This is a genomic window from Streptomyces sp. NPDC046303 (assembly GCF_055588085.1).
Genome location: NZ_JBVJFA010000018.1, coordinates 16,250 through 42,542 on the forward strand (window position 1 = coordinate 16,250; position 26,293 = coordinate 42,542).

Consider the following 26,293-nt stretch of genomic DNA (forward strand, 5'->3'; position numbering starts at 1 on the left):
TCGGCCGGATCGGACCTCTCCCTGGAAGCCCGTTCACGCGACCCCATGCTGACATGTCCGCGACTCTGTTTTGAGGGCGGGGTGGCGCCGCGGGCGGGTCGTGCGGGCGGGTCGTGCGGGCCGGGATGGCGGGCCGCTGCCGGGGAACGCCTGATGCCCCCTGCCGATGAGCGATCGGAGGGGGTGTGGTGGGGGGGCGCGCAGGCGGGGCGGGGCGGGGGCCGGGTGTGCGCGGCCGGGTGGCGGTTCAGTCGTCCAGGTTGAGGTCCTGCGCGGGGTCGTCGGTGGTGAGTCCTTCGAGCTTCCGGGCCTGTTCGATCACGGTGGACAGCATCTTCAGGCTGTCGACGCTCAGCCCGTTGGCGCGCAGGGCCACCTTGCGGACGTCCTGATCGCGCATGGCGGCGAGGAGCTCGATCTCCGCCCGGGTGCGTTCGGCTGCCGCGCTGTCGACGAAGTAGCCCGCCGGTACGCCGAAGAAGTCCGCCAGGGCCTTGATGGTGTGCCGCGTCGGGTTGCGTTTGGCGCCGGTGCGCAGCTGCTGGATGGCACTCGCCGTCACCCCGCGCCCCTCCCCGGTCGCGGCCTGGCGGATGCCCTCGGCGACCTCCGCGTAGGTGTACGGCCCCCGGGAGGGGGGGTGCACCACGCGGAAGAGGTGGTCCAGGAGTTGGGCGAAGGTGGGTGACTGGTCATCCTCCACGTACACGACCTCCTTGCGTGATGCCGGGCCCAGGCCCACCACAGTGTTCCTCGAACCCCTCGGGGCTGGCGCCGACGACACTTTGGTTGACGCCGGATAGTCACTCTGGTGTACGTTACCAATGCTTCGTCGCCACTGAAGTGTCGAGGGGGAGGTGGCGGCGGCGCCGTCCGGGTCGGATCGAGCTTCACGGGGGTGGGCTCGGTCGATCCGGATCGGCGGGGCCGCGGCGCGCCTGTCAGCCGCAGTTCAGGGTCTTCAGGGTCTCCGCCATGTAGGTGCGCATGAACGCCTCGACGGCGGGCCGTAGGTCCGGGTTCTCCTTGTAGGCCCGCTTCGCCTGCACCGTCAGGGTGAAGTGGTCGCCGCCCGCGGTCTTGCACGGAGCCGTGGCCGTGGCACCGTCGTTGCCGACCACCGCCTGCTCGAAGCCGAGATCGGCCACGGCGGGCTCTGCCAGTCCGTAGACCTGGTTCTCACGGGAGAGGGCCAACAGGTCTCCCGGGGTGCCCTCGTGCCAGCTGAACCGGAAACTGAGCGCACGTTCGTCGTCCACGACGACGACGCAGGGCACGGACATCTGTGGATCGTTCCGGTCCACCTTGCTCGTCTCCCTGACTTTCCCGTACGGCGCCAGCAGGGGACCGGACACCTCCGGGGAGACGGGTGTGCCGCAGATCGTCCCCGGCAGGGCCTCGTCGGAGACGGTGCACGCAGCCAGGGGCAGGAGGACGGCGGCCGCAGCCACCGTGGCGAGGGCCCGCTTCATCCGGCCGCCCCGCTCTCCGGCGTGGCGACGCCCTTGGCGCGGGCCGCCCCGGCCCCGGCGGCCTCGTCCATCTTGGACTGGTGCACGAGCGGGGCGGTGTCCCTGTCGTGCTGCTTCATCCACTCGTCGGTGAGCGCCATCAGCTGGCCATTCCGCTTTTGGAAGGCCTCGTAGTCCTTGTCCGCATACTCCTGATCGATCGTCTTCTGCTCGTCCGCCAGCCACTTGTCGACCACGTAGTCGAAGCCGGCCTGGACCTCCGCGTCATAGGCGGGCAGGTAGCCGATCGCCGTGTCGAACATCCACTTCTCGTCCCAGGCGGCCGTCTCGGCCGGTCCGACCGCGGCGGTGCGGGCCTCCTCCAGGAAGCCCACCGTGCGCCCGGCCCGCAGCAGTGACTCCTCCGGGTGTTTCTGGCCCGCCTCGTGGATGTCGGCGACCATGGCCTGGTTGATCCCGTAGTTCAGGTTCCCGTAGGCCTCCTGGTCCTTCGAGACCTGCTTGATGACCTCGTACATGTCGTTCTGCGGCACCGGCAGGGAGCGCATGTCCACGCTGCTGGTGACCTCGTGCACCGTGCCGGCATGGTTGACGAGGACGTTCGCCATCGGCTCGCGCAGCGATTCGGGAAGGTCGTCACCGGCCTTCGCGAACTGGTCGATCGTGTTCTTGAAGACGGCCTTGTTGTCCGCCGTGTGCTCGACGAACTTCGGGTTCTCCGCCGAGGGGTCGATGCCCGTGGCGCCGGCCTGCAGCGCGGCGGCGAAGCCCGCCCGGTCGTCCTTGTCGAGGCCGGCGGAGTAGTGGGTGGAGTTGCCGTGCTCGTGGGCCTCCAGCACCACCTCCCAGTTGCGCTCCATGAGGTGCTTCATCCGGTCCTCGTCCTTGAGGTAGGACGCCGAGGCCTCCGGGTCGTGGCTCATCACGCCGAGCAGGCCGTCCATCGGGTCGTTGGCGAACCATCCGGTCCGCTCGCCGCTGTACTCGCCGCCCTTCATGACCCAGATGTCGTCGCGGTCCTTCTCCGCCTTCATGATGTCGTCGCCCATGTCGTGCAGGAACTGCTTCGAGTAGTCCCCGCCGCCCTGGCTCATCAGCGTGACCAGCGACTGGTAGCCGTACGCCTTCTCCAGCCGCAGGTCCGTGAAGGAGGTGTTGCGGCGCTCGAGGCCCTCCTTCTGCATGTCCGCCCGGAACTTCTTGTATACCTCCGACTTCGGGTCCTGGGTCGCCGAGGCGAGCGTGGCCCCCAGGCCCTTCTGCAGATCCGTGTAGTCCGCCTTGTTCGACGGGTTCTTCACGTGGATCTGATCGTTGAGCCGGTTCGTCAGCTCGATCGTGCCCTTCGCGCCCAGCCCGTTGATGAACACCTGGCTGAACTCGGGCTTGCCCGAGTTGTCGCGGAAGGAGCGCTGAAGCTCCGCCATCTCGGCCGCCGGGATCTTCTCGCCTCCCGCCAGACGGGTCGCGATGCTCTCCGCGTTCCGTGCCTCATACACCTCGACGTCGCCCTGCGCCGTGCCGTTGAAGCCGGTGCCGAAGGTCGTGTCGTTCTTTTCGCCGTAGCCGTCCGCGCAGGCCGCCTCCAGCGCGATCTTCACGCCCTGGTCGGCGTCGTCGAGGGCCTTGACCGCGCTCTCTATGTGCTGCGACCAGGAGTTTTCGACGTTCTTCAGATCCGGGTCGTGCCGGGCGGCATTGGCCGTTCCCGCGTCCGCCTTGGAGAAGTCGAAGGTGCACCGGCCCTGGTCGGACACCTTCATGCCGGCCTTCACCGCGTCGTCGCGGGCGGACTCGACCTTCTTCTTCAGGTCGGTGAACTGCTCGTGCGCGTCACGCAGCAGGCTGGCGATCGCCTTCGCCTGCGTCTGCGCGGCGGAGTACTCGTAGCGGGTGCCGGCGAAGTTGGTCTGGGCCGCGTTCAAGCTCACGCCCGTCCAGGCCTGACCGCCCAGGGTGATCTTCTGGACGCTGTCCCGGTAGCGGTCCTCGACCTTCTTGAACTCCCCGGCCATCTCATCCCACTTGGCCGCAGCCGTTGCCAGCTGTCCGAAGTCGGTCGTCATGACCTCGTGGTACGTCAGCATCGTTCTCGCCCGTCCCCTAGATTCCGTGCAGTTTCGAGTCCGGGGACGGCTTCAGGATGCCGAAGCCCTCGCGCGTCGCGATGTCGTTGCGCAGGAACATGTTGGAGGTCCCGCGCAGCGCGGTCTTCTCCGAGGCCAGCCGGCCCATCAACCCGGTCACCTGCCGGTCCCAGGTCTCCTGCGCCTTCTTCAGCCCGGCCGACGTGCTCCAGCCGTCGAAGGACTTGACCGCGCCGGCCGAAGCCTCGTCCGCATGCTCCGCGGCCTTCTTGGTGCTCGGCTCCAGGTCGTTCTCGATGGTGTTCGCCGCGGCCTTCTTCTCCGCGGGGCTGGATCCGAAGTCCCCGGTGCCGGGGAGCACCGGACCAAGGGGCGGGCCGGAGTTCAGCCGCATCGCCGCCTGATCCGCCGCGGTGGACCTCGCCCTGCCCCAGTCCTCTTCGAACCCCATGGTGGCCTGTCTCCCCCGTCGCCCGTCGTCCGTGTGCCGTCACCGATCAGCACACTTCTTCGACGCTATCAGGGCGGCGGGGCGCCGCCTGACTGCTCCTGCCCGCACTCCGGAAACCGGCGGCGCGCTCGCCCGCGTGACCGGGAGCCCAGGTCAGCGGGCCACCGGGAGGCCCGTGGGTTCCTTGATGCGCTTCATGATGATCTGGGAGTTGACCTCCGTGACCCCGGAGAGGGCCGTCAGCTTTTCGATCCAGAGGCGCTCGTACGCGCGCAGGTCCGCGACCGCGATGCGCAGCAGGCAGCCCGGGCTGCCGAAGAGGCGGTAGGCCTCGATGACGTCGGGGATGTCCTGGAGGGCCGCCTCGAAGGCCTCGACCGCCTCGCGGTCGCGGCGGACCTCCACCGAGACGAGCACCTCGAAGCCGCGGCCCACCGCCTCGGGGGAGATCACGGCGCGGTAGCCCTGAATCACGCCGTCCTGCTCGAGCTGGCGCACCCGGCGCATACAGGGGGAGGGGGTCAGTCCGACCCGTTGGGCGAGTTCCTGGTTGCTCAGGCGGCCGTCCGCCTGGAGCTCGCGCAAGATATCTCGGTCAATGGCGTCCATGGAGCAATTATCACCCCCGTTTTGCCCGCAGCGGCGGCGGAAGAAGCAATCACATTGCGCGTAGATCGCTCTATCATTGCCCATTCAGTACATACGTGCGAGGGAGAGGTGGCCGCGGCCATGGGGCGGATCGTCGTCATCAGCACCGGCGGGACGATAGCCAGCCGCTGGCAGGGCTCCGGCTTCGCGGCCGACGCCGGCGGCAGCGAGGTCATGGCGACCGCGCCGCTGCCCGAGGGCATCACCGTCGAGGTCGTGGACCTGTTCAGCGTGAACAGCCCGCGGCTGACCACCGCCCACCAGCTGACCCTGCTGCGCACCGTGCACGAGGTCCTCGCCGACCCCGGCGTCGACGGCATCGTCGTCACCCACGGCACGGACACCCTGGAGGAGTCGGCGTTCCTCGTCGACCTGCACCACCACGACGCGCGCTCCGTGGTGTTCACCGGATCGCAGCGGCCCATGGGCACCGCGGACGGGGACGGGCCGGAGAACCTGTACGACGCGCTGCTCACGGCCGCCACCACGCGCGGGCTGGGCGTGCTGATCGCCTTCGCGGGGCGGGTGCACGCCGCGCGGGGCACGGTGAAGACGCAGGCCGTGGCGCTGGACGCGTTCGCCGACCCCTCGGAGGAACTGCTCGGGAAGATCGGCTTCGGCAAGGTCGCCATCCTGCGGACGCCGCAGCGGCCCGCGCCGCTGGCGCTCCCGGCCATGCCGGAGCTGCCCCCGCGCGTGGACGTGGTCGTGCACCACGCCGACGGGGACGCCGTGCTCCTGAACGCCGCGGTCGCGGCCGGTGCGCGAGGTCTGGTCCTCGTCGGGACGGGCGCGGGCAACGCGACCCCCGAGATCGTGGAAGCGGTCCAGGCCGCCGTCGAGCGGGGCGTGCTGGTCGCGCTGACCACGCGGGTGATGGCGGGGCCGGTCACCGAGATCTACACGCACGGCGGGGCCGTGGACCTGGTGGCGGCGGGCGCGGTGCCGACGGGGACCCTGCGGGCCGGTCAGGCGCGGATCGCCGTCCTGTCGGCGCTGCTCGCCTCCGGTGAGGCGGCCGAGCAGAACCGCATCCTGCGGGAGGTGCTGGGCGCGCCCGGGTCGGTACTGGTCGACGCGTAGCGCTGCGGCGCCGTTGCCGGGGCTCCGCCCCGGACCCCGCGCCTCAAACGCCGGCGGGGCTGGATGTGGCTCGGCTGCGTCCCACGCCATCAGGGGTTACCCGGATTGCGCCGCGCGGACTTCTGCCCAATTAGGATCACGGGCATCGGTCATTGCGCTACAGGGGGACGCATGGAACCCGTGACTGCCGTCCGGCTCGCCTCGGCGGCCATCGGCCCGCTCGTCAAGAAGCTCTTCGTCTCGGAAGGCTCCGGGGCCGGCCTCGTCGACAAACCGGTGCGGATCTCCGGCTACGTGTCCTTCAAGGGCGAGAAGCGCTCGCTCACCCGGTCCGATCTCCGGTACCTGTCGGCCCAGTTGGTCAAGCAGGCCCTGCGGGCGGGCGAGCGGCCCGTCCCCGCCGACGAACACCAGGCGGTGGCCGACGCCCTCGCGACGACCCTGTACGCCCTCGGCGACATCGACATGAGCGACCTGGACGCCGTCCGGCTCGGCGGGGCCGCCTTCGCCCGTGAGCTGCGCCGCGCGGGAGGCCGGCCCGAGCGGCAACTGAGCGCCGACGCGGCGTACTTCTACGAGCGGCTGCTCGAAACGGCCTGCGTCCACATCCTGCACTTCTTCACGCAGCGCTCGACGTTCGTCGCTCACGCGCTGGTGGAGCAGACCCGGTCCGTCGCGGAACTGACCGCCAAGGTCGATGAGTTGATCCGCCGTGACCCCCTTCCCGGCATCCGGGACGCCGCGTTCGAGCGGGACTACCTGCCGTACGTGGAAAAGAGGCACGGCCAGTTGACGATCTACGGCATCGACCTCGGCAACTCGCCGGCGCGGTGGCCGCTGGACGCCGCGTACCTGAGCCTGGAGGCGTCTTCGCTGCCGCGATCCGGGGGGCGGCTGAGCTTCGCGCGCCGTGGGCAGGAGGAGCGGCGGTGGGATCCCTTCGCCGAGCGCGTGCACGGCGACGCCGCCCTGCCGGAGGGCTCCCTCCCCGAACTCTTCCCCGAGGTGTACGGTCCCCGGCCCGCCGACCGGGCGCTGGCCGGCAGTCACCGGGTCCTGCTCCGGGGCGAGGCCGGCTCCGGCAAGAGCACCCTCGTGCAGTGGCTGGCCGTCACGGCCGCCCGCCAGGAGCTCACCCCGCAGATGGAGTACCTCTCCGACCGCGTCCCGTTCGTCCTGCCCCTGCGCACGCTGACACGCCACGGCGACCGGCTCCCCGAGCCCCAGGGCTTCCTGACCGCCGCGGGCTGCCCGATCGGGGGTCTCCAGCCGGAGGGCTGGGCGCACCGGGTGCTCGCCGCGGGGCGCGGACTGGTCCTCGTCGACGGCATCGACGAGATCCCCGACCGGGAGCGGGAGCGGGTCCGCGACTGGCTGCGCAACCTCATGGCCGTGTACGGCGGCGACAACCGCTGGCTCGTCACCTCGCGCCCCTCCGCCGTGGGCGCGGACTGGCTGGCCGAGGACGGGTTCACCGAGTTGACCCTGTCCGCGATGAGCCCCGCCGGCATCGCCACGTTCGTCAAGCGGTGGCACCGGGCCGCCCGGACGGGCACGGGCGACGACGCGGATCTCCGGAAGTACGAGGCCCAGCTCCTGACGGCCGTCCGCACCAAGCCCGATCTGGGACGGCTCGCGACCAACCCCCTGATGTGCGGGCTGATCTGCGCCCTCCACCGTGACCGGCGCGGCTTTCTCCCGCTCGGCCGCAAGGACCTCTACGAGGCCGCGCTGTCCATGCTGCTCAGCCGCCGCGACCGCGAACGGGACATGAAAGTACCGGACTTGCGGGAGGAGCCGCAGCTCGACCTGCTCCAGCGGCTCGCGTACTGGCTCATCAAGAACGGCCGTACGGAGATGGACCGTTCGCAGGCCGAGGACATCATCGCCCGGGCCCTGCCCTCCGTCCCCGAGGCGGCCGCGCTGGGCGGTCCACCCGTGGTCTTCGAGCACTTCCTCCAGCGCAGCGGACTCCTGCGGGAACCGGCGCCCGACACCGTGCACTTCGTCCACCGCACCTTCCAGGACTTCCTGGGCGCCCGGGCCGCCGTCGAGGAGGGCGACTTCGGTCTGCTCACCAAGCACGCGGCCGACGACCAGTGGGAGGACGTCATCCGGATGGCGGTCGCCCAGGCCAGGCCCGGCGAACGCGTCAGGATCATCAACGATCTGATCGCCCTGGGAGACGGCACCGCCGACCAGCGCGCCAGGACCCGTGTCTACCTGCTCGCCGCCGCCTGCCTCGACCACGCCACCAGCCTCGCCCCCGAGGTCCGCGAGGCCGTGGAGAGCCGTACCGCCACGCTGATCCCCCCGAAGAACGAGGACCAGGCGCGTGCGCTGGCGGAGGTCGGCCCGCTGATCCTCGGCCTCCTCCCCACACAGGACTTCGAGGACGGGGCGGACGCCTACCAGGTGGTGATCGCGGCCTCCCACGTCACATCCGAGGCCGCCGTCTCCTTCCTCGCCCACTTCGCCGAGAACCCGCTCCTGCCGGTCCGTTCCCAGCTGGTGTGGGCCTGGTCGCGGTTCGACTGCGCGAGTTACGCGGACCAGGTCATCGCCCGCCTGGACCCGGCCGACCTGCACTACACCGTGCAGTCGGACGAGCAGCTCCGCCAACTGGCCCGGCTCGGGCTGCGGCCGGACCGGCTGGACATCAGGGGCGGGACGTCACCGGACGCCCTGGGGGCGCACATCCGTCCGTCCCTCCTCACGCAGCTCAGGCTGTCGAACGCCGCGGTGAGCCATCTGGGCTTCCTGGAAGGGCAGTCCGCCCTGGACGCCCTCGCCGTCGACCGGTGCCCGGACCTGACGGACATCTCCGGCATCCGCGGCCTGCCGATCCGGCGGCTGGACATCACCACCGACCGGCCGGACCTCGACCTGAGGCCGGTCTGCGGCCTTCCGGGGCTGCGGTCCCTGGACCTTCAGGGTCCGGCCGGCCTGGTCTGGTACCCGCAGGAACTGCCCGCGGACGCGCGGCTGGAGCTCCTGACCGTCGCCGGCGGTATCAGCCCCGAGCGCGGCCTCAAGGGGCTCGGCGCGGCGGCGCAGCTGCGCTTCCTGGAGCTCTGCCCCGCTTCGAGTCCCGCATCGGAGGCCGACTGGCAGGAATTCGGCGCGCTGACCGCGCTGGAGCAACTGACGCTGTCCGCAGGGTCGTTCGACTTCCTCCCGGCCGGAGTCACGTTCCCGGGCATTGTCAACCTGACCCTCATGGGTGGCGGCGGGGAACGGGTGCTGCAGTCGGCCGCCCGTCGCCTGCCCGCGGTCTTCCCCGGGCTTGCTCGCTGCCGGTTCACCGGTGACGTCGCCGCGGAAGGGGACATCGACCTGGCACCCCTGGCCGGTCTGCCCCGATTGCGGCACGTCTGGCTCGCCTCGGGACACGAGCAGGTCCCCGGCGCCCACCTGCTCCCGCCGGACGTACAACTGCACACCGACTGACGGGAGCGCCCCCGCTCAGCCCCGGCCGAACGCCGCCAGGATCCGGTCCGCCGCCGACGTCGGGGTCACCGTGCCGGCCCGGACCGAGGCCTCCAGGGCGGGGGCCAGGTCCCGCACCGCCGGGTCGGAGCGCAGGCGGTCCAGGAGTTCGTCGCGGACCATCGACCAGGTCCACTCCACCTGCTGGGCCGCCCGCTTCGCGGCCAGGCGGCCGTTCGCGTCCAGCAGCCGGCGGTGCTGTTCGAGGCGGTTCCAGACCTCGTCGAGGCCCGCCGACTCCCGCGCGCTGCACGTCAGCACCGGCGGGGTCCACGCCGCGTCCGCCGGGTGCATCAGCCGCAGCGCGCCCGACAGTTCGCGCGCGGCGGCCTTCGCGTCGCGCTCGTGCGGGCCGTCCGCCTTGTTCACCGCCAGGACGTCCGCCAGTTCCAGGACGCCCTTCTTGATGCCCTGCAACTGGTCGCCCGTACGGGCCAGGGAGAGCAGGAGGAAGGAGTCGACCATGCCTGCGACCGTGGTCTCGGACTGGCCGACGCCCACCGTCTCGACGAGGACCACGTCGTAGCCCGCCGCCTCCATGACGATCATCGACTCGCGGGTGGCCTTCGCGACACCGCCCAGGGTCCCGGCCGACGGCGACGGACGGACGAACGCCGCCGGATCCACGGCGAGCCGCTCCATCCGCGTCTTGTCGCCGAGGATGGAGCCGCCCGTGCGCTTCGACGACGGGTCGACGGCGAGGACCGCGACCCGGTGGCCCAGCCCGGTCAGCATCGTGCCGAACGCGTCGATGAAGGTGGACTTGCCGACCCCCGGCACCCCGCTGATCCCGATCCGGCGCGCCTTCCCCGCATGGGGCAGGAGCTCCGTCAACAGCGCCTGTGCCAGCGCCCGGTGGGCGGGCAGGGTGGACTCGACGAGGGTGATCGCCCGCGCGATGGACGCGCGTTTCCCGTCGAGCACGCCCTTCGCGTACGCCTCGATGTCGATCTTCGGCACCGGCGGCCGCCTACAGCTCGTGGCCCAGGTCCGCGGCCAGCCGCGTCACCAGGTCGTGGGCCGCGTCCGGGATCACCGTTCCGGGCGGGAACACCGCCGTCGCGCCCATCTCCAGGAGCGTCGGCACGTCGGCCGGCGGGATGACACCGCCCACCACGATCATGATGTCCTCGCGGCCCTCCTCCGCCAACTGCTCGCGCAGCGCCGGGACGAGGGTCAGGTGGCCGGCCGCGAGGGAGGAGACGCCCACGACGTGGACGTCGGCCTCCACGGCCTGGCGGGCCACCTCCGCCGGGGTCTGGAACAGCGGGCCGACGTCCACGTCGAAGCCCAGGTCGGCGAAGGCGGTCGCGATCACCTTCTGGCCGCGGTCGTGCCCGTCCTGACCCATCTTGGCGACCAGGATGCGCGGACGGCGGCCTTCCGCCTCCTCGAACCGGTCGACGAGCGCACGGGTGCGCTCCACGGACGGGGACTCGCCTGCTTCGGTGCGGTACACACCCGAGATCGTACGGATCTGGCTCGCGTGCCGGCCGTACACCTTCTCCAGTGCGTCCGAGATCTCGCCCACGGTGGCCTTGGCGCGCGCCGCGTCCACCGCCAGCGCGAGGAGGTTGCCCTCCAGGCCCTGGCCGGCCGAGCCCCGCTCCGCCGCGTTCGTCAGCGCCCGCAGCGCGTCCTGCGTGACGGCCTCGTCGCGCTCCTCGCGCAGGCGCCGCAGCTTGGCGATCTGCTGGGCGCGCACCGAGGAGTTGTCGACCTTGAGGACCTCGATCGCCTCGTCGCTCTCCACGCGGTACTTGTTGACGCCGATGACCGGCTGCCTGCCCGAGTCGATACGGGCCTGCGTGCGCGCCGCGGCCTCCTCGACACGGAGCTTCGGGATGCCCGCGTCGATGGCCTGGGCCATGCCGCCGGCCGCCTCGACCTCCTCGATGTGCTGCCAGGCCCGCCGCGCCAGGTCGTACGTCAGCTTCTCGACGTACGCGCTGCCGCCCCACGGGTCGATGGACCGGCAGGTGCCGGACTCCTGCTGCAGCAGCAGCTGGGTGTTGCGGGCGATGCGCGCCGAGAAGTCCGTCGGCAGCGCGAGCGCCTCGTCGAGGGCGTTGGTGTGCAGCGACTGGGTGTGGCCCTGGGTCGCGGCCATCGCCTCGATGCACGTGCGCGTCACGTTGTTGAAGACGTCCTGCGCGGTCAGCGACCAGCCCGAGGTCTGCGAATGGGTGCGCAGCGACAGCGACTTGGCGTTCTGCGGATCGAACTGCTTGACCAGGCGCGCCCACAGCAGGCGGGCGGCGCGCAGCTTCGCGACCTCCATGAAGAAGTTCATGCCGATCGCCCAGAAGAAGGACAGGCGCGGCGCGAAGGCGTCCACGTTCAGCCCGACCGCCTGGCCGGCGCGCAGGTACTCCACGCCGTCGGCGAGGGTGTACGCGAGCTCCAGGTCGGCCGTGGCCCCGGCCTCCTGGATGTGGTAGCCGGAGATGGAGATCGAGTTGTACCGCGGCATCTTCTGCGAGGTGAACGAGAAGATGTCGGAGATGATCCGCATCGATGGCTTGGGCGGGTAGATGTAGGTGTTGCGGACCATGAACTCTTTGAGGATGTCGTTCTGGATGGTCCCGGCGAGCTTGTCGGGGGAGACGCCCTGCTCCTCCGCCGCCACGATGTAGAGGGCGAGAACGGGCAGCACCGCGCCGTTCATCGTCATCGACACCGACATCTTGTCCAGCGGGATCCCGTCGAACAGCTGCCGCATGTCATAGATCGAGTCGATGGCCACGCCCGCCATGCCGACGTCGCCGGTCACGCGCGGGTGGTCGCTGTCGTAGCCGCGGTGCGTCGGCAGGTCGAAGGCCACCGACAGGCCCTTCTGGCCGGCGGCCAGGTTGCGCCGGTAGAAGGCGTTCGACTCCTCGGCCGTGGAGAAGCCGGCGTACTGCCGGATCGTCCAGGGCTGGTTGACGTACATCGTCGGGTACGGGCCGCGCAGGTACGGGGCCACGCCCGGGTACGTCCGCAGGAAGTCCAGGCCCTCCACGTCCCGGCCCGTGTACAGCGGCTTGACGCCGATGCCCTCGGGGGTCTCCCACAGCAGGTCGGCGGCCGCGGTGCCGGTGGACTCCTTCACCGCGGAGCGCCACTGGTCCTCGGTGACTCCGGCGGCGGCGGTGGGGCCGAGCGCCAGCTCGGAGAAATCGGGGATGCTCATGCGGGCACTCCCATCCGGTCGAGTACGGAGGACAGCACGGCGACGGCGTCACAGCCGGCGAAGACGTACTCGTCCACGGAAGCCTCTGCGGTGCCGGGCCTGCCCGCGAGGAACACGGTCGTGGCGCCCGCCGCACGCAGGGCCGCGGCCACCGCCCCGGCCTGCTCCTCGTACAGCGCGTCACTGGAGCAGAGCACGGCCATGCCGTCCGCGCCGCTCGCGGCATAGGCGGCGGCGGCCGTCTCCGGATCCACCGAAACCGGGTCGTGCACGGGCTCGATACCGCCCGCCTGGAACAGGTTGGAGGTGAAGGTGGCGCGGGCGGTGTGCGCGGCCGCGGAGCCCAGCGCCGCGAGGAAGATCCTCGGACGGGCGCCGGTCGCCGCCAGGTGCGCGTCGCTGCGGGCGCGCAGCGCCTCGTACGCCTCGTCGCGCCGGACGCGCGGCAGGCCGCCGGTGGGCGCCGGGGGCGCGCTCTCGCGTACGACCGGCTTCTCCGACAGCAGCGGGAACTCGCTGACCCCGGTGATCGGTTCGCGGCGCTTGGCCAGCTTCTTCGAGCGGGCGGCCCAGGTGGCGGCGAGCCGCTCGGCGACCAGCCCGGAGCGCAGGGCCGCGGCCTGGCCGCCGGCCTTCTCCAGGGTCCGGAAGAACTCCCAGGCGGCGTGGGCGAGTTCGTCCGTCAGCTGCTCGACGTAGTACGAGCCTCCGGCCGGGTCGATCACGCGGGCCAGGTGCGACTCCTCCAGCAGGATGGTGGAGGTGTTGCGGGCGATCCGGCGGGCGAAGGCGTCCGGCAGGCCCAGCTCGTGGTCGAAGGGGAGCACGGTGACCGAGTCGGCGCCGCCGACGCCCGCGGCCATGCAGGCCACGGTGGTGCGCAGCATGTTCACCCACGGGTCGCGGCGGGTCATCATCACCGGCGAGGTCACCGCGTGCTGGAGCTGGGCGCCGGCCGCCGGGGCCCCCGAGGCCTCGGCGACGCGGGACCACAGACGGCGCGCTGCGCGCAGCTTGGCGATGGTGAGGAACTGGTCGGCCGTGGCCGCGTAGCGGAACTCCAGCTGTCCCAGGGCCTCTTCGGTGCTCAGCCCGGCCCCGGTCAGGGCGCGCAGATACGCGACACCGGTGGCCAGCGACAGGGCCAGCTCCTCGGCGGCGCTGCCGCCGGCCTCGTGGTAGGGCAGCGCGTCCACGGTCAGGGCGCGGATCCCGGGCCGGCCGGCGGCGGCCTCCCGGGCCAGCTCCACGGCGTCCGCCGGGTCCAGGGCCTCACCGGTCCGGGCCTCGTGGCCCAGCGGGTCGGCGCCGAGGGAGGCGCGGGCGGCCTCGGGGGACACGCCGCGCTCGGCGTACAGGGCCAGCAGCGCACGGGCGGCCGCGGCGTAGTCGGCTCCGGCGTCCAGGACGACCGGGGCGAGGTCCAGGTAGACCCCGTCCAGTGCGCGGGCGAGACCGTCGACGGGGATGCCGCCGCGGCCCGCGGTCAGCCAGAGGGAGGTGACCCCGTTCTCGAGGTCGGCGAGGGCCGCCTCGTTGACGCGCGCCGGATCGGTGCCCACCAGGCGCTGGCGTACGTCCCAGCCGTTCGCGGTGGTGCCCTCCGGCTTGCCGCCCCGTACGAAGGGGGCGAACCCGGGCAGACCGGTGTCGGGGGCCGTCCCGTCGGGCGGCGCGGTGTACAGCGGGCGGGTGGTGAGCCCGTCCTCGAGTGGTGTGGACAACGCTTGTTCAGCACCCTCGCCGGAGGCTTCCTTGCCCGACTTGCGCAGTACGCCCTCTACAAGGCGCTGCCACTGCTCATGCGTCGCGTCAGGGAACTCGGCGGCCAGGGAGAGCCCGTCGTCAGGCAGGACCGTCATGGCCTCGAATGTAGGGGAGGACGCTCAAGCGGCACTATACCGACGAGTGTGATCTCCCCCTCTCATGTGAGCGGCCGGGATCTTGGAACACCTGGCTGAGCAGCACCGTTGCGGTCGCACCCCGGGAGTACGGCCCCGACGCGGGCGCGGGAGTGCGTGCCGGCCGGATTGCAGACATCCGACAGAAGGGCCGCGGCGGGGGCGTGGCGGCCGACGTGGCGGCTGACGTGGCGGCCGCGTTGCGGGGCCGTGAAATCCGGCCACGGTTTTCGGCCGTCGGGGCGGGATGGCGCACCGGGCCCGGTGAGGAGGAAATCCCAGGTCATCGAGGGTGTGCCGGGGCCTGCGAGGGTTTCGGCCGAGGCGCCGCCGGGGGTGTCCGGCGTGATTGACCGGCTGCGCGTGCGCTGCCAGGCTCCGAGCCATGACCGCGAACGCACTCCTCGTCCCGCGGCTCCACACCACCGGCCTCTGTACCGAGCCCGGCGCGTGTCCGGGCCGCTGTCCGGCCCCCCGCCGCACCTGAGCCCGAGCGGCCGGGCCTGACGGCCTGACGGCCTGACGGCTGGAGCCCGATCGCCCGGCCCCGCGGCCCACGGCGTGGCGGCGACCGTCCGGCGGGACTCGGTCCACAGGCCCGGAACCCGGCCACCTCGCGAGCCGCTGCCCGGCGGGAGGGCGCCCCCCAGCCTCGCCGGCGGGTGAGGCGCGGGTCCCGCCCCGCAGCCCCCGGCCCCGGTCCCACGGCCCCCGCTCTCCCGAAGCCCCGGGCCAGGGCCTTGGCGGCCGTACTGCCCCGCATTGCCTCGTACTCGTACTCGTACTCGTACTCGTACTCGTACTGCGCTGCCTCCTGCCCGCCGGGGGCGGCGCGTGTCTGCCGAAACCTCTCGTCCGCGCCCCGACCAGGGAGTCCTCATGGCTACTGCCACCACCTCCGTCACCGTCACCCTCACGAAGATCGGCGGCCGCATCGGGGCCGAGCTCAGCGGCGTACGGCTCGGCGGTGATCTGCCCGCCGCCACCGTCGCCGAGATCCGCGCCGCGCTCCTCGCCCACAAGGTCGTCTTCTTCCGCGGCCAGGACCACCTCGACGAAGTCGGCCACGAGGCCTTCGCCCGGCTGCTCGGTACCCCGGTCGCGCACCCCACCGTCCCGTCCGCGGACGGCCGTTACGCCCTGGGCATCGACTCCCACCACGGTGCCCGCGCCAACCAGTGGCACACCGACGTCACCTTCGTCCCCGCCTACCCGGCCTTCTCCATCCTGCGCGCCGTGACCGTCCCCCCGTACGGCGGCAACACCCTGTGGGCCAACACCGCCACCGCCTACGCCCACCTCCCGGAACCGCTGCGCGCCCTCGCCGACAGTCTGCGCGCCGTCCACTCCAACGAGTACGACTACGCCGCGCTGAAGCCCGACGCCCTGCCCGAGGCCCTGGCCCAGTACCGCGAGGTCTTCACCTCCACGACGTTCCGTACCGAGCACCCGGTGGTCCGCGTCCACCCCGAGACCGGTGAACGCACCCTGCTGCTCGGCAACTTCGTCCAGCGCATCAAGGGCCTCACCGGCCGCGACTCCCGCCTCCTCCAAGAACTCTTCCAGGCCCACATCGAGAGCCCCGAGAACATCGTGCGCTGGCAGTGGCAGGCCGGCGACGTCGCGATCTGGGACAACCGCGCCACCCAGCACTACGGAGTGGACGACTCCGACGACCACGAGCGCACCCTGCGCCGCGTCACCGTCGACGGCGACGTCCCGGTCGGCCCCGACGGCGAGCCCTCCCGCCTGCTCAGCCCTTCGAGCGTCCCGGACCCGGCCTTCGGCATCGCCTCCGGCGCCTCGGCCCTTGCCGCGGGCACCGCCGCAAGCACCGTCGCCTGACCGTCCGCTCCCGTACGACGCCCAAGGAGCCCCCGTGCCCCAGCTGCTCGCCCTCACCGGCAGCCCCTCCGCCCACTCCCGTACCGCCGTCGTCGCCGACCACGTGCTGCGCCGCCTCGCCCACGCCGGCTTCGCCACCGCCCACCTCTCCGTACGCGAACTGCCCGCCGCCGACCTGCTGTCCGCCCGCCGCGGCGAGCCCGAGATCCGCCGCGCCCTGGCGGCCGTCGCCGAAGCCGACGGCATCGTCATCGCGACCCCCGTCTACAAGGCCTCGTACACCGGCCTGCTCAAGGCCTTCCTCGACCTGCTTCCCCAGGACGGCCTCGCCGGCAAGACGGTGCTCCCGCTCGTCACCGGCGGCAGCCTCGCCCACGTCCTGACCATCGACTACGCCCTGCGCCCCGTGCTCTGCGCCCTCGGCGCCCGGCACGTCACCGCCGGACGGTTCGTCCTGGACTCCTCCGTCGAGCGCGGCTCCGGCCCCGACCGGCTGCGGCCCGAGGCCGAGCTGGACCTCTTCCAGGCCGTCGACGAGTTCGCGGACGCCCTGCGCGCCGCGGACGCCACGGCGCTCACCGCCGCCCCGTAATACAGCCCGCCCGCGACCAGTACCCACAAGGACCCGTCATGCCCGCAGCCCTCGCCTCGACCTCCACCTCCCGACGCCAGTTCCTCACCCTGCTCGGCATCTCGGCGGCCGCGGTGAGCTGCGGCACGGCCACCGCCACCGGCGGCGGATCCGGCTCCGGCTCGCAGGTCAAGACCTTGAAGTACCAGGGGTCGGTCGGCGCGGTCACGCTCCCCGAACTCGCCGCGGACCTCGGCTACTTCGAGGACGTCACACTCGAATGGATCGGCAACACCACCAGCGGCCCGCAGGACATCCAGTCCGCCGCCACCGGCCAGACCCACTTCGGCAGCGCCTTCAACGGCGCGGTCATCAAGCTCGCCGCCGGCAAGGCGCCGATCAAGGCCGTCATCTCCTCCTACGGCTCGGACCAATACTCCTACGCCGGCTACTTCGTCCTGGAGGACAGCCCGATCCGCTCCGCCCGGGACCTGATCGGCAAGAAGGTCGGGATGAACACCCTGGGCGCCCACTATCAGGCGCTGCTCGACACCTACCTCAGCCGTAACGGCCTCTCCAAGGCGGACGCGGCCAAGGTCGAGGCCCTGGTCGTACCGCCCGTCAACACCGAACAGGCCCTGCGCGCCCGGCAAATCGAGGTCGGAGTGCTCACCGGCATCCTGCGCGACAAGGCCGTCGCGTCCGGCGGCATCCGCCCCCTGTTCACCGATGTGGAGCTGCTCGGCCCGTTCAGCGCGGGCACCTACATCATGACCGAGCGCTTCATCAAGCAGAACCCGGACACCGTACGGACCTTCACGACCGGCGTGGCCAAGGCCATCGAGTGGTCCCGCACCACCCCGCGCGAGGAGGCCGTCGCCCGAATGACGGAGATCGTCAAGAAGCGCGGCCGCAACGAGGACACCACCGCCCTGCAGTACTGGCGCTCCTACGGGATCGCCGAGACGGGAGGCCGGATACCCGACAAGGAGTTCCAGCTCTGGCTCGACTGGCTCGGGGAGCGCGGCGAGATCAAGAAGGGCCAGTTCAAGCCGTCCGACCTCTACACCAACGAGTTCAACGGCTACGGAAAGGGCTGACGGCCGACATGGCAGAGATCGTTTTCGACGGAGTGCGCAAGACCTTCGGGGACTTCACCGCCCTCGACGGCATCGACCTGGAGATCGGCAGCGGCGAGTTCCTCGTGGTGGTGGGCCCCAGCGGCTGCGGCAAGTCCACCCTCCTGGACCTGCTCGGCGGACTGTCGAGCCCGACGGGGGGACGGATCCTGCTCGACGGGAAGCCGGTCACCGGTCCGGGCCTGGACCGGGGCATCGTCTTCCAGCAGTACGCGCTGCTGCCGTGGCGGACCGCCCAGGGGAACGTCGAGTTCGGCCTGGAGGCCACCGGGGTGCCGCGCCGGCAGCGCGCCGCCCGCGCCCGGGAGTTCCTCGGCCTGGTCGGGCTGACCGGCTTCGAGGACCGGCACCCGCACCAGCTGTCCGGGGGCATGCGCCAGCGGGTCGCGATCGCCCGCGCGCTGGCCTACGACCCCGACGTACTGCTGATGGACGAGCCGTTCGCCGCGCTCGACGCACAGACCCGCGAGTCCCTCCAGGACGAGCTGCGCCAGATCTGGCAGCGCACCGGCAAGACGGTCGTGTTCATCACGCACGGCATCGAGGAGGCCGTGTACCTGGGGCAGCGGGTGGCCGTCATGACCTCGCGGCCCGGCCGGGTGAAGGAAGTCGTCCCGGTCTCCTTCACCGACAGCGGCGGACTGCTGGGGGAGGCGCTGCGGTCCAGCCCGGAGTTCGCCCGCTACCGGCACGAGATCTGGAACCTCCTCCACGACGAGGTGGCCCGAGCCCGGCAACTGGAGAAGGAGGCGGCAGCGGCATGAGCACCGGAACCGACACCACCGCCCTGGCCGCGGCGGGCGCCACGACCCCTCCCGCGCCCGTATCCGCGCCCGTACCCGCGCCCGTGCCTCCGGCGGACGCCCCGCTCCGCAAGGCCCCGGACGGGTCCGGACCCGCCGGCGTACCCAGCGGCGGCCCAGGCGGGGCCCCGGCCCCGGTGGCGGCCTCCGGACCGGCCGCAGCCCGTACGAAGTCCGGCGCACTGGCCGTCGTACGCGCTGTGCAGGCCGTCGCCGTCCGGTCCGCGGCGATCCTCGCCCTGATCGCCCTCTGGGAGATCGCCCCACGGGCCGGACTGGTCGACGCCACCTTCCTGCCTCCCATCAGCGAGGTGGCGGCCGCCTGGTGGGAACTGGCGGGCGACGGCCGGCTCGCCGAGCACACCCGGGCCAGCCTGATCCGCTCCTTCGGCGGCTTCGGGATCGCGGTGGCCGTCGCCGTCCCGCTCGGCCTGCTCATCGGCTGGTACCGGCCCCTCGCCGACTTCCTCGGACCGCTGCTGGAGGTCTTCCGCAACACCGCCGCCCTCGCGCTGCTCCCCGTCTTCGTGCTGCTCCTCGGCATCGGCGAGACCTCGAAGGTGTCGATCGTCGTCTACGCCTGCCTCTGGCCGGTGCTGCTCAACACCATCAGCGCCGTCCGCAACGCCGACCCCACCCTGGTCCGGCTCGCGCGGTCGATGGACCTCTCCACGCCGCGCCTGTTCCAGAAGGTCATCCTCCCCGCCTCCGTGCCGGCCGTCTTCACGGGCATCCGGCTCGCCGGAGCCGTCTCCATCCTCGTTCTCGTGGCCGCCGAGATGATCGGCGCGAAGGCGGGGCTCGGCTACCTGATCAACGCCTCGCAGTTCAACTTCGCGATCCCGCAGATGTACGCGGGCATCGTCACCATCTCCGCCATCGGCGTGGCCTTCAACCAGCTCCTCGTCACCGTCGAACGCCGCCTCAGCCTCTGGCGCGTCCCCGCCTCTTCCTAGGGAAACCCACATGACCGACCAGACGCCCCGGACCCTCCACCTCAACGCCTTCCTGATGAACGCCGGGCACCACGACGCCGCCTGGCGCCACCCCGACAGCACCCCCGAACGCGTCACCGACCTGCGGTACTTCCAGGAACTGGCCCGCACCGCCGAGCGCGGACGGCTCGACTCGATCTTCTTCGCCGACGGGGTCGCCCTCTGGGGCAAAGCCCGCTACAACGCCGTCGGCGGATTCGAACCCCTCACCCTGCTCTCCGCCATCGCCGCCGTCACCGAGCACATCGGGCTGATCGCCACCGTCTCCACCACCTTCAACGAGCCCTACAACCTGGCCCGTAAGTTCGCCTCCCTCGACCACATCAGCGGCGGCCGCGCCGGCTGGAACATCGTCACCTCCGGCAGCGCCGACGAGGCCCGCAACTTCAACCGGGACGAGCACCTGGAGCACGGCCGCCGCTACGACCGGGCCCACGAGTTCCTCGAGGTCGCCACCAAGCTCTGGGACAGCTGGGAAGACGACGCGATCGTCCTCGACAAGGAACGCGGCATCTACGCCGACACCGACAAGCTCCACCCCGCCGCCCATCGCGGTGAGCACTTCGGCGTGGCCGGCCCGCTCAACGTGCCCCGCTCGCCGCAGGGCCATCCGCTGCTGGTGCAGGCCGGTTCCTCCGAGGACGGCAAGGAGTTCGCCGCCCGGTACGCCGAGGCCGTGTTCACCGCCCAGCAGACCCTCGCCGACGGCCAGACCTTCTACAAGGACCTCAAGTCCCGCCTGGCGAGGTACGGCCGCGCCGAGGGGGACCTGCTGGTCCTGCCCGGCATCGCACCCGTCATCGGCTCCACCGAGGCCGAGGCCAAAGCCCTGGAGCAGCAGCTCACCGACCTCCAGGTGCCGGAGTACGGCCTCGCTCAGCTCTCCCAGATGCTCGGCGTGGACCTCACCGGACACCCACTCGACGGCACCCTGCCCGAGCTCCCGGAGGAGCGGGACATCAACGGCAACAAGAGCCGTTTCACCCTCGTCGCCGAACTGGCCCGCCGTGACGGCCTCACCCTGCGGGAGCTGATCGCCCGCCTCGGGGCGGGCCGGGGCCACCGGGTCTTCGCCGGCACTCCCGAGCAGATCGCCGACCAGCTGGAGGAGTGGTTCGTCCGGGGCGCCGCCGACGGATTCAACATCATGGCGCCGGTCCTGCCCACCGGCCTGACCGACTTCGTCGACCAGGTCGTGCCGATCCTCCAGCGCCGCGGACTCTTCCGCACCGAGTACACCGGCCGCACGCTGCGCGAGAACTACGGTCTGCCGCGCCCGGCCAACCGCTACGCGAGCGGCGGGGCCTCGCGGGGCGTGCAGGGCGTGCAGGGCAGGTAGGGCGGGTGGGGCGGCCAGGGGCTCAGGCGGGCAGGGTGTTGCGGTGCGAGCGCCGGCGGGCCGCGCTGAACAGGGCCTGGATCTGGGCGCCCGACTGCTCCACGTCGTCGAGCGGCGAGGGGAAGGGCAGCCGTACGTCGCGGTGGCCGCGCCGCTCCTCGAGCCGCAGGGTGATCCCGTACCGGTCCATGGCGACGGGCAGCGCGCGGAGCACCGGGGCGGTGGGCAGCGGCTGGACCAGGCGCAGCAGCAGGGTGACGAGGTCGGGGTGGTCGTCGACGAGGTGCGTGAGCATGCCCGCCTCGTACGGGGCCAGCGGGTCGGGGCGGGCCGCGTCCAGCTCGTCGAGCCCGATGTACGAGCAGCCGCCGTCCGCCGTCTCGAGGACGGCCCGGCCGAACTCCATGCAGGTGCTCTCGTCTCCGAGGCCGGTGCTGTCGCCGCCCGTGTACGGGGTGAGCAGGCGGCCCACGAGGGTCACCCGGGCCCGTACCCGGTCGCGTACCGGGGTCGGGGCGACGTCGGTGAACTCCAGCCGGATCGCGGGCCGGTGCTCGGCGTGCCCGCCCGGTTCGGCGGGGTGCAGGTGCAGCCGGCCCATCGGGTCGCCGCCGTCCAGGTGGCGGACCTCGGTGCGCAGCCCGTCGGTGACCGCGGTCATGGAGTGGGCGGCGGCCAGGATCGACCGCACCCGCTCGGCGTCGGTGGGCAGGGTGGCCGGGGTGGCCGGGGCACCGGACATGCGCATCTGGATCTCTCCATCGTCCCAAGAAGTTAGGTATGCCTAACCTAACCTAATTCCTTCGCGGTGAGTAGCCGTACCGGCTCGTGTCGGTGTTGGGCTGAACGGGTGAAACGCGAGAGGATGGGGGGATGCACATGAAGCACGCGGCCGAGGCGGCCCGGTGAGCAGGTACGACGTCACCGACGAACAGTGGGAGGGGCTCGCGCAGGTGGTCCCCCTGCGCAGCCGCAACGAATGGCCCTCCCGGGTGGACCACCGCACCATCCCCACCGCGCCCGGCGCGTCGGCGGCGGAGCAGCGGCGCTTCGTGGTGATCCGGGTTCAGATCTTCGCGGACGCGCGGGAGGTGGCGGAGTACCTGATCGCGCAGATCCCGGTGCTGCTCGACCTCACCGGGGCCGACAGTGAAGTGGCCAAGCGGATCCTGGACTTCAGCAGTGGCGTGGTCTTCGGACTCGGCAGCGGAATGCACCGCGTGGACCGGAACGTCTTCCTGCTGGCGCCCGTCGGCACCGAGGTCGAGGGGATCGCGGCCGCGGCCGTCCCCCGATCGTAGGAAGGTCGCCACGAGGTAACGGTTCGCCGGGCTCCCGTGGGGCCCGGCGGCCCGTACCGTCCGCCGCATGGACGCCACCCTCCCTCCCGTAGCCGCCCCCGCCGCGCTCCCCGCCCCGCGCACCGCGGCCCCGGCCGCCCTCCCCGCTTTGCCCGCGACCGCCCCCGTCGGGGAGGGCGGCGTCGCGTTAGCCGGGGGCGGGCAGGCGGCCGTGCCCGCGCAGGCGGTCGTGCCCGGGCAGACCGTCGTGGCCGGGCAGGCCGTGCCGCCGCAGGCCGTGCGACTGCACCGGCCCGGCGTCACCGAGCTGCGGCTGTCCGCCTTCGGGCCGCACCGCGGCGCCGCCTTCGCCCTCGGACCCGTCACCCTGTTCGCCGGGCCGAGCGGCAGTGGCAAATCGCAGGCCCTGGCCGCCTACGAGGCCCTCGCCGCGCTCGGTTCCGGAGCCACCCTCGACGAGGCCTTCCCCGACGCGGGCGCCCGCATCCCCGACCGGGCCGTCCCCGACGCCGACCGGCGGCGAGGCTTCCGAATCGGCTGCACGGTCGACGGCCCCGCCGGACCGGTCCGCCTCGACCTCGCCGTGCAGGCCGAGCCCACCCTGCGCGTCGTCGGCGAACGGCTCTCGCAGCCGGGGCAGATCCTGCTCGCCACCGCGCTGCGCGACCCCGGCAGGCGCTCCGTGCAGGGCGCCTGGCTGACCGGCGGCGCCGTCGGCGTCACCCGGGCCCCGCTGCCGGACGACCGGCTCGGCACCGCCCTGCTCCCGCTCCGCGTGGCCGGTGCCACGGCCGGCCAGCGCCAGGTCCTGGCCGCCGCCGAGCAGGTGGTGGTGGCGCTGCGCTCGGTGTTCCCCTGCGACCCCCGGCCCGGGCGGATGCGCGCACCGGTCCCGCCGGGGGAGGGCCGACTGCTCGGCGACTGCGCCAACCTGGCCGACGTACTGCGCCGGACCCGCCATGAATGCGGCACCCGGCACGCGCTGCTGGCCGAGGCCGCCCGTACCGGCTGCGCGGGACCCGTCACCGGTCTGGACGTACGGGCTTCCACCGGCGGCCCGGTCACGGCGGTACTGGACCGCGGCCCCGACCGGCCCGCCACGGAACTGGCCCGCCTCGGCGCGGGCGAACTGCGCTTCCTCGCGCTGGCGCTGGTCCTGCTGACCGGCCCCGGCGTACTCGCCATGGACCCCGCCGCCGAACTGCTCTCCGCGCAGCAGGCCCTGACGGTGCTGGCCGACGGCTTCGACCGCGGCCTGGACCGGCGCCAGAGCGCCGAACTGCTCCGCCTGGCGCTGATGTCGGGCGGGCGGGGCCACGTGCGGCTGGTGGCGTCGGCCGGGGAGGAGACCGCGGAGGCCGCGCGGCTCCTGCCGGGTGTCACGGTGGTAGACCTTTGAGACCTCCCCGCCTGGAGGCGGGGGCCTCCTGGGAGAAAACCGGTGATCCATGGCCGACACGAATGACACGACCGACCCGACCGACCCGACCGACACGACCGACCCGGACGGAGCGGACGGAGGGGACGACGCGAACCGTACGGGCGAGGCCGGCGCACCACACGCCGAGCGGCTGGAGCTGCTGCAGCGCAGGCTCGCCGCATTCGCCGCGGCGCGCGGCTGGGAGCCGTACCACACGCCCAAGAACCTGGCGGTGGCGCTGAGCGTGGAGGCGGCCGAACTGGTCGAGATCTTCCAGTGGCTGACGCCGGAACAGTCGGAGAAGGTCATGGAGAAGCCGGAGACGGCCCACCGCGTGGCCGATGAGGTGGCCGACGTACTCGCGTATCTGCTGCAGTTCTGTGAGGTTCTGGGGGTGGATGTGCTGGATGCGCTCGCCGCGAAGATCGAGAGGAACGAACTCCGCTTCCCCGTGGCGGGTGCATCTCCCTCGGATCGTCACTCTTCGGAGTGATGGACTCCCCCACAATCACATTTGTGTCCACATTTTCCGAATACCCCTGGCTTTACTGACTCATTGCCCTCACTCTGGGTAGTGGTGAGAAGGTGGGATGTCGTGCGGACGGGGGACGGCATATGGATGCGGTACGGCTCATCGCGGCCGGCCGGCACGCGCTGGCACACAGTGGGGCTGCTTGGGACATCGTGGGCGAGGCCTGGCAGGCCCAGGCGCTCGCACAGGGAGTGGGGAGCTATCTGGCGGTCACCGGGCCGCCGGAGATGAGAGCGGAGGCACGGGGGCTGGGTGAAGCGGGAGGCAGAGGCTGCGGGGTGATCGACCGGGCGGCCCTGCGCGGAGAGGGCAGTGCGCCCGAATATCCGGCGCGGGCAGCACAGTTGACGCAGGTGTCGGACGTCCGGCAGGCGCTGCTCGGGCTTCAGGCGCTGCTCGGCGAAGTGGGCATAGCCCTGGTCGGGGTGGCCTGCGGGACGGATGAGGAGACCCTGTACTGGCAGTGCATAGAGTCGATCGACGCGGCTGACGAGTCGAGCGACCGGGTACGGGCGATCCTGCGCCGCATGGCGGTCCGCGAGCGGGGGTCCGCCTCGGGCGTGGCCTGAGGCGGCCAGGCCGCAAGGTGGCGGGACGTCACCCGGGTCCCGCCGCGCGCGACGGGACCCGCGGGGTCTACGAACGGTAGGGCGGCCGCTCACCCTCGGGAGCGGGAGCGGGAGCGGGAGCGGGAGCGGGGGTGCCGGGGGCCGGCGTGCCCGGGGCTCGGTCGGTGGAGGCCTGGAGGTCGGCGTCGAGCTGCGACAGGTCGGCGTTCAGTGCCGCCATCAGCTCTTCCATCTGCTGCAGCAGGCCCTTCGGTGCGCCGCCCCCGGCGGGAACCGCGGACTCCTGTCCGGACTGTCCGGTCTGTCGGTGGGTCTCCGGCACGACCTCGTGGGACATGGCGGCCTCCTCGGCCCTGGCCCTTCCGGGGCGGAAGGGCGCGGTGGACGCACCGGCGATGCTGCCGCCGGCGCGCGGGCCGGGCGGTCCGGCTCCGTCCGAGCCAACGATCCCTTTCCGGGGTGGTCACTGGCGGCGTCCGCGGTGGACCGTCCGGTTGACGCAGATTCACCCTGCAGGGGCGGGAGGGGCAGGATGGGGGGCATGGATCTTCGCATTTTCACCGAACCCCAGCAGGGCGCGAGCTACGACACGCTCCTGACCGTCGCCAAGGCCACCGAGGACCTGGGCTTCGATGCGTTCTTCCGCTCCGACCACTATCTCAAGATGGGCGCGTCCGACGGCCTGCCCGGGCCGACCGACGCGTGGATCACCCTCGCCGGCCTGGCCCGCGAGACCCGCCGGATCCGGCTGGGCACCCTGATGACGGCCGGCACCTTCCGGCTGCCCGGCGTGCTCGCCATCCAGGTCGCCCAGGTCGACCAGATGTCCGGCGGCCGGATCGAACTGGGCCTGGGCGCCGGCTGGTTCGAGGAGGAGCACAAGGCGTACGGGATCCCCTTCCCGGCCGAGCGGATGGCCCGGCTGGAGGAGCAGCTGGCCATCGTGACCGGCCTGTGGGCCACCGAGACCGGCGCCACCTTCGACTACGCGGGCACCCACTACCAGGTGGAGAACTCGCCGGCGCTGCCCAAGCCCGCCCAGGCCAAGGTGCCCGTGCTCATCGGCGGCCACGGCGCTCGGCGCACCCCGCGCCTCGCCGCCCGGTACGCCGACGAGTTCAACATGCCCTTCGCCTCCCTCGCCGACAGCGAGCGGCAGTTCCGGCGGGTCCGGGAGGCCGCCGAGGAGGCCGGGCGCAAGGCCGACGACCTCGTCTACTCCAACGCCCTCGTGGTCTGCGTCGGCAAGGACGACGCCGAGGTCGCCCGCCGGGCCGCCGCCATCGGACGGGACGTGGAGGAACTCAAGGCCAACGGCCTGGCCGGCTCTCCCGACGAGGTCGTGGAGAAGATCGGCACCTACGGCGCCATCGGCTCCTCCCGCGTCTACCTCCAGCTGCTCGACCTCGACGACCTGGACCACCTGGAGCTGATCTCCTCCCAGGTCCTCGCCCAGCTCGGCTGACGGGGACC

At 72.1% G+C, this 26,293-nt stretch carries 23 protein-coding genes; 13 read left to right on the top strand and 10 right to left on the bottom strand.

Annotation, left to right across the window (positions count from 1 at the left end; genetic code table 11):
* Positions 1-247: 247 nt before the first annotated feature.
* The 5 genes from ACZ6I1_RS20040 to ACZ6I1_RS20060 form a co-directional block, all read right to left on the bottom strand.
* Positions 248-703, bottom strand: coding sequence for a helix-turn-helix domain-containing protein (locus tag ACZ6I1_RS20040; protein ID WP_469288933.1), 456 nt, complete (start codon positions 701-703; stop codon positions 248-250).
* A 238-nt stretch (positions 704-941) separates the two neighbouring features.
* Positions 942-1,472: a hypothetical protein gene (locus ACZ6I1_RS20045; RefSeq protein ID WP_469288934.1), complete on the bottom strand. Its 531-nt coding sequence runs from the start codon at positions 1,470-1,472 to the stop codon at positions 942-944.
* Positions 1,469-3,538 carry a hypothetical protein gene (locus ACZ6I1_RS20050; protein ID WP_469288936.1) on the bottom strand — a complete coding sequence of 690 codons (2,070 nt, stop codon included), beginning with the start codon at positions 3,536-3,538 and terminating at the stop codon, positions 1,469-1,471. The genes ACZ6I1_RS20045 and ACZ6I1_RS20050 overlap by 4 nt, the downstream gene beginning before the upstream one ends.
* 37 nt (positions 3,539-3,575) lie before the next feature.
* Positions 3,576-4,010, bottom strand: a complete 435-nt coding sequence (locus ACZ6I1_RS20055) for a hypothetical protein (RefSeq protein ID WP_469288937.1) — start codon at positions 4,008-4,010, stop codon at positions 3,576-3,578.
* A gap of 153 nt (positions 4,011-4,163) precedes the next feature.
* Positions 4,164-4,619: an Lrp/AsnC family transcriptional regulator gene (locus ACZ6I1_RS20060; RefSeq protein ID WP_469288939.1), complete on the bottom strand. Its 456-nt coding sequence runs from the start codon at positions 4,617-4,619 to the stop codon at positions 4,164-4,166.
* 120 nt (positions 4,620-4,739) lie between these two features.
* Between ACZ6I1_RS20060 and ACZ6I1_RS20065 the strand changes: the two genes are divergently transcribed.
* A complete protein-coding gene (locus ACZ6I1_RS20065) occupies positions 4,740-5,741 on the top strand; it encodes an asparaginase (protein ID WP_469289161.1) in 1,002 nt (333 codons plus the stop codon).
* Positions 5,742-5,912: 171 nt separating this feature from the next.
* Entirely contained in the window at positions 5,913-9,191 is a 3,279-nt protein-coding gene (locus ACZ6I1_RS20070; RefSeq protein ID WP_469288941.1) for an NACHT domain-containing protein, read from the top strand.
* Positions 9,192-9,206: 15 nt separating this feature from the next.
* Here ACZ6I1_RS20070 and meaB read toward each other — a convergent pair whose 3' ends face one another.
* From meaB to ACZ6I1_RS20085, 3 genes are read right to left on the bottom strand one after another with little or no spacing between them, the layout of a single operon-like run.
* Positions 9,207-10,190: a methylmalonyl Co-A mutase-associated GTPase MeaB gene (gene meaB / locus ACZ6I1_RS20075; RefSeq protein ID WP_469288943.1), complete on the bottom strand. Its 984-nt coding sequence runs from the start codon at positions 10,188-10,190 to the stop codon at positions 9,207-9,209.
* A 10-nt stretch (positions 10,191-10,200) separates the two neighbouring features.
* Entirely contained in the window at positions 10,201-12,405 is a 2,205-nt protein-coding gene (gene scpA, locus ACZ6I1_RS20080; RefSeq protein WP_469288945.1) for a methylmalonyl-CoA mutase, read from the bottom strand.
* Positions 12,402-14,267, bottom strand: a complete 1,866-nt coding sequence (locus ACZ6I1_RS20085; protein WP_469288947.1) for a methylmalonyl-CoA mutase family protein — start codon at positions 14,265-14,267, stop codon at positions 12,402-12,404. The genes scpA and ACZ6I1_RS20085 overlap by 4 nt, the downstream gene beginning before the upstream one ends.
* A gap of 918 nt (positions 14,268-15,185) precedes the next feature.
* Here ACZ6I1_RS20085 and ACZ6I1_RS20090 point away from each other — a divergent pair.
* From ACZ6I1_RS20090 to ACZ6I1_RS20115, 6 genes are read left to right on the top strand one after another with little or no spacing between them, the layout of a single operon-like run.
* The gene (locus tag ACZ6I1_RS20090; protein WP_469288949.1) at positions 15,186-16,151 is read left to right on the top strand and encodes a TauD/TfdA dioxygenase family protein; all 966 of its coding nucleotides are present in this window, start codon (positions 15,186-15,188) and stop codon (positions 16,149-16,151) included.
* A gap of 34 nt (positions 16,152-16,185) precedes the next feature.
* A complete protein-coding gene (gene ssuE, locus ACZ6I1_RS20095) occupies positions 16,186-16,743 on the top strand; it encodes an NADPH-dependent FMN reductase (RefSeq protein WP_469288951.1) in 558 nt (185 codons plus the stop codon).
* A 38-nt stretch (positions 16,744-16,781) separates the two neighbouring features.
* Positions 16,782-17,822: an ABC transporter substrate-binding protein gene (locus ACZ6I1_RS20100; RefSeq protein ID WP_469288953.1), complete on the top strand. Its 1,041-nt coding sequence runs from the start codon at positions 16,782-16,784 to the stop codon at positions 17,820-17,822.
* An 8-nt stretch (positions 17,823-17,830) separates the two neighbouring features.
* A complete protein-coding gene (locus ACZ6I1_RS20105) occupies positions 17,831-18,625 on the top strand; it encodes an ABC transporter ATP-binding protein (RefSeq protein WP_469288954.1) in 795 nt (264 codons plus the stop codon).
* Complete coding sequence (locus ACZ6I1_RS20110) at positions 18,622-19,620, top strand: ABC transporter permease (RefSeq protein ID WP_469288956.1); 999 nt, start codon at positions 18,622-18,624, stop codon at positions 19,618-19,620. Before ACZ6I1_RS20105 ends, ACZ6I1_RS20110 begins: the two co-directional genes overlap by 4 nt.
* 10 nt (positions 19,621-19,630) lie before the next feature.
* Entirely contained in the window at positions 19,631-20,998 is a 1,368-nt protein-coding gene (locus ACZ6I1_RS20115) for an LLM class flavin-dependent oxidoreductase (protein ID WP_469288957.1), read from the top strand.
* 22 nt (positions 20,999-21,020) lie between these two features.
* Here the strand turns inward: ACZ6I1_RS20115 and ACZ6I1_RS20120 are convergent, their stop codons facing one another.
* Positions 21,021-21,746 (bottom strand): DUF2470 domain-containing protein, encoded by a 726-nt coding sequence (locus tag ACZ6I1_RS20120; protein WP_469288959.1) that lies wholly within the window; start codon positions 21,744-21,746, stop codon positions 21,021-21,023.
* A 157-nt stretch (positions 21,747-21,903) separates the two neighbouring features.
* On the opposite strand from ACZ6I1_RS20120, the gene ACZ6I1_RS20125 reads away from it, so the two are divergent.
* From ACZ6I1_RS20125 to ACZ6I1_RS20140, 4 genes are all read left to right on the top strand, one after another.
* Entirely contained in the window at positions 21,904-22,299 is a 396-nt protein-coding gene (locus ACZ6I1_RS20125) for a cell division protein SepF (protein ID WP_030012729.1), read from the top strand.
* A 67-nt stretch (positions 22,300-22,366) separates the two neighbouring features.
* A complete protein-coding gene (locus tag ACZ6I1_RS20130) occupies positions 22,367-23,698 on the top strand; it encodes an AAA family ATPase (RefSeq protein ID WP_469288961.1) in 1,332 nt (443 codons plus the stop codon).
* 172 nt (positions 23,699-23,870) lie between these two features.
* Positions 23,871-24,212, top strand: a complete 342-nt coding sequence (locus ACZ6I1_RS20135) for a nucleotide pyrophosphohydrolase (protein WP_469289163.1) — start codon at positions 23,871-23,873, stop codon at positions 24,210-24,212.
* Between the two features lie 122 nt (positions 24,213-24,334).
* A complete protein-coding gene (locus tag ACZ6I1_RS20140) occupies positions 24,335-24,820 on the top strand; it encodes a DUF6099 family protein (RefSeq protein ID WP_469288963.1) in 486 nt (161 codons plus the stop codon).
* A 67-nt stretch (positions 24,821-24,887) separates the two neighbouring features.
* Here ACZ6I1_RS20140 and ACZ6I1_RS20145 read toward each other — a convergent pair whose 3' ends face one another.
* Complete coding sequence (locus ACZ6I1_RS20145) at positions 24,888-25,157, bottom strand: hypothetical protein (protein WP_469288965.1); 270 nt, start codon at positions 25,155-25,157, stop codon at positions 24,888-24,890.
* Positions 25,158-25,361: 204 nt separating this feature from the next.
* Between ACZ6I1_RS20145 and ACZ6I1_RS20150 the strand changes: the two genes are divergently transcribed.
* On the top strand, positions 25,362-26,285 hold the full coding sequence (locus ACZ6I1_RS20150) for an LLM class F420-dependent oxidoreductase (RefSeq protein ID WP_469288967.1): 924 nt from the start codon (positions 25,362-25,364) through the stop codon (positions 26,283-26,285).
* Positions 26,286-26,293: the final 8 nt, after the last annotated feature.

What these genes read in the sequence shown, in the direction of transcription:
- ACZ6I1_RS20085 (WP_469288947.1), bottom strand. Translation starts at nt 14,267, where the DNA reads ATGACGGTCCTGCCTGACGACGGGCTCTCCCTGGCCGCCGAGTTCCCT.
- ACZ6I1_RS20055 (WP_469288937.1), bottom strand. Translation starts at nt 4,010, where the DNA reads ATGGGGTTCGAAGAGGACTGGGGCAGGGCGAGGTCCACCGCGGCGGAT.
- ACZ6I1_RS20105 (WP_469288954.1), top strand. Translation starts at nt 17,831, where the DNA reads ATGGCAGAGATCGTTTTCGACGGAGTGCGCAAGACCTTCGGGGACTTC.
- ACZ6I1_RS20100 (WP_469288953.1), top strand. Translation starts at nt 16,782, where the DNA reads ATGCCCGCAGCCCTCGCCTCGACCTCCACCTCCCGACGCCAGTTCCTC.
- scpA (WP_469288945.1), bottom strand. Translation starts at nt 12,405, where the DNA reads ATGAGCATCCCCGATTTCTCCGAGCTGGCGCTCGGCCCCACCGCCGCC.
- ACZ6I1_RS20060 (WP_469288939.1), bottom strand. Translation starts at nt 4,619, where the DNA reads ATGGACGCCATTGACCGAGATATCTTGCGCGAGCTCCAGGCGGACGGC.
- ACZ6I1_RS20090 (WP_469288949.1), top strand. Translation starts at nt 15,186, where the DNA reads ATGGCTACTGCCACCACCTCCGTCACCGTCACCCTCACGAAGATCGGC.
- ACZ6I1_RS20070 (WP_469288941.1), top strand. Translation starts at nt 5,913, where the DNA reads ATGGAACCCGTGACTGCCGTCCGGCTCGCCTCGGCGGCCATCGGCCCG.
- ACZ6I1_RS20065 (WP_469289161.1), top strand. Translation starts at nt 4,740, where the DNA reads ATGGGGCGGATCGTCGTCATCAGCACCGGCGGGACGATAGCCAGCCGC.
- ACZ6I1_RS20140 (WP_469288963.1), top strand. Translation starts at nt 24,335, where the DNA reads ATGGATGCGGTACGGCTCATCGCGGCCGGCCGGCACGCGCTGGCACAC.
- ACZ6I1_RS20110 (WP_469288956.1), top strand. Translation starts at nt 18,622, where the DNA reads ATGAGCACCGGAACCGACACCACCGCCCTGGCCGCGGCGGGCGCCACG.
- ACZ6I1_RS20115 (WP_469288957.1), top strand. Translation starts at nt 19,631, where the DNA reads ATGACCGACCAGACGCCCCGGACCCTCCACCTCAACGCCTTCCTGATG.
- ACZ6I1_RS20145 (WP_469288965.1), bottom strand. Translation starts at nt 25,157, where the DNA reads ATGTCCCACGAGGTCGTGCCGGAGACCCACCGACAGACCGGACAGTCC.
- ACZ6I1_RS20130 (WP_469288961.1), top strand. Translation starts at nt 22,367, where the DNA reads ATGGACGCCACCCTCCCTCCCGTAGCCGCCCCCGCCGCGCTCCCCGCC.
- ACZ6I1_RS20045 (WP_469288934.1), bottom strand. Translation starts at nt 1,472, where the DNA reads ATGAAGCGGGCCCTCGCCACGGTGGCTGCGGCCGCCGTCCTCCTGCCC.
- ACZ6I1_RS20050 (WP_469288936.1), bottom strand. Translation starts at nt 3,538, where the DNA reads ATGACGACCGACTTCGGACAGCTGGCAACGGCTGCGGCCAAGTGGGAT.
- ACZ6I1_RS20150 (WP_469288967.1), top strand. Translation starts at nt 25,362, where the DNA reads ATGGATCTTCGCATTTTCACCGAACCCCAGCAGGGCGCGAGCTACGAC.
- ACZ6I1_RS20120 (WP_469288959.1), bottom strand. Translation starts at nt 21,746, where the DNA reads ATGCGCATGTCCGGTGCCCCGGCCACCCCGGCCACCCTGCCCACCGAC.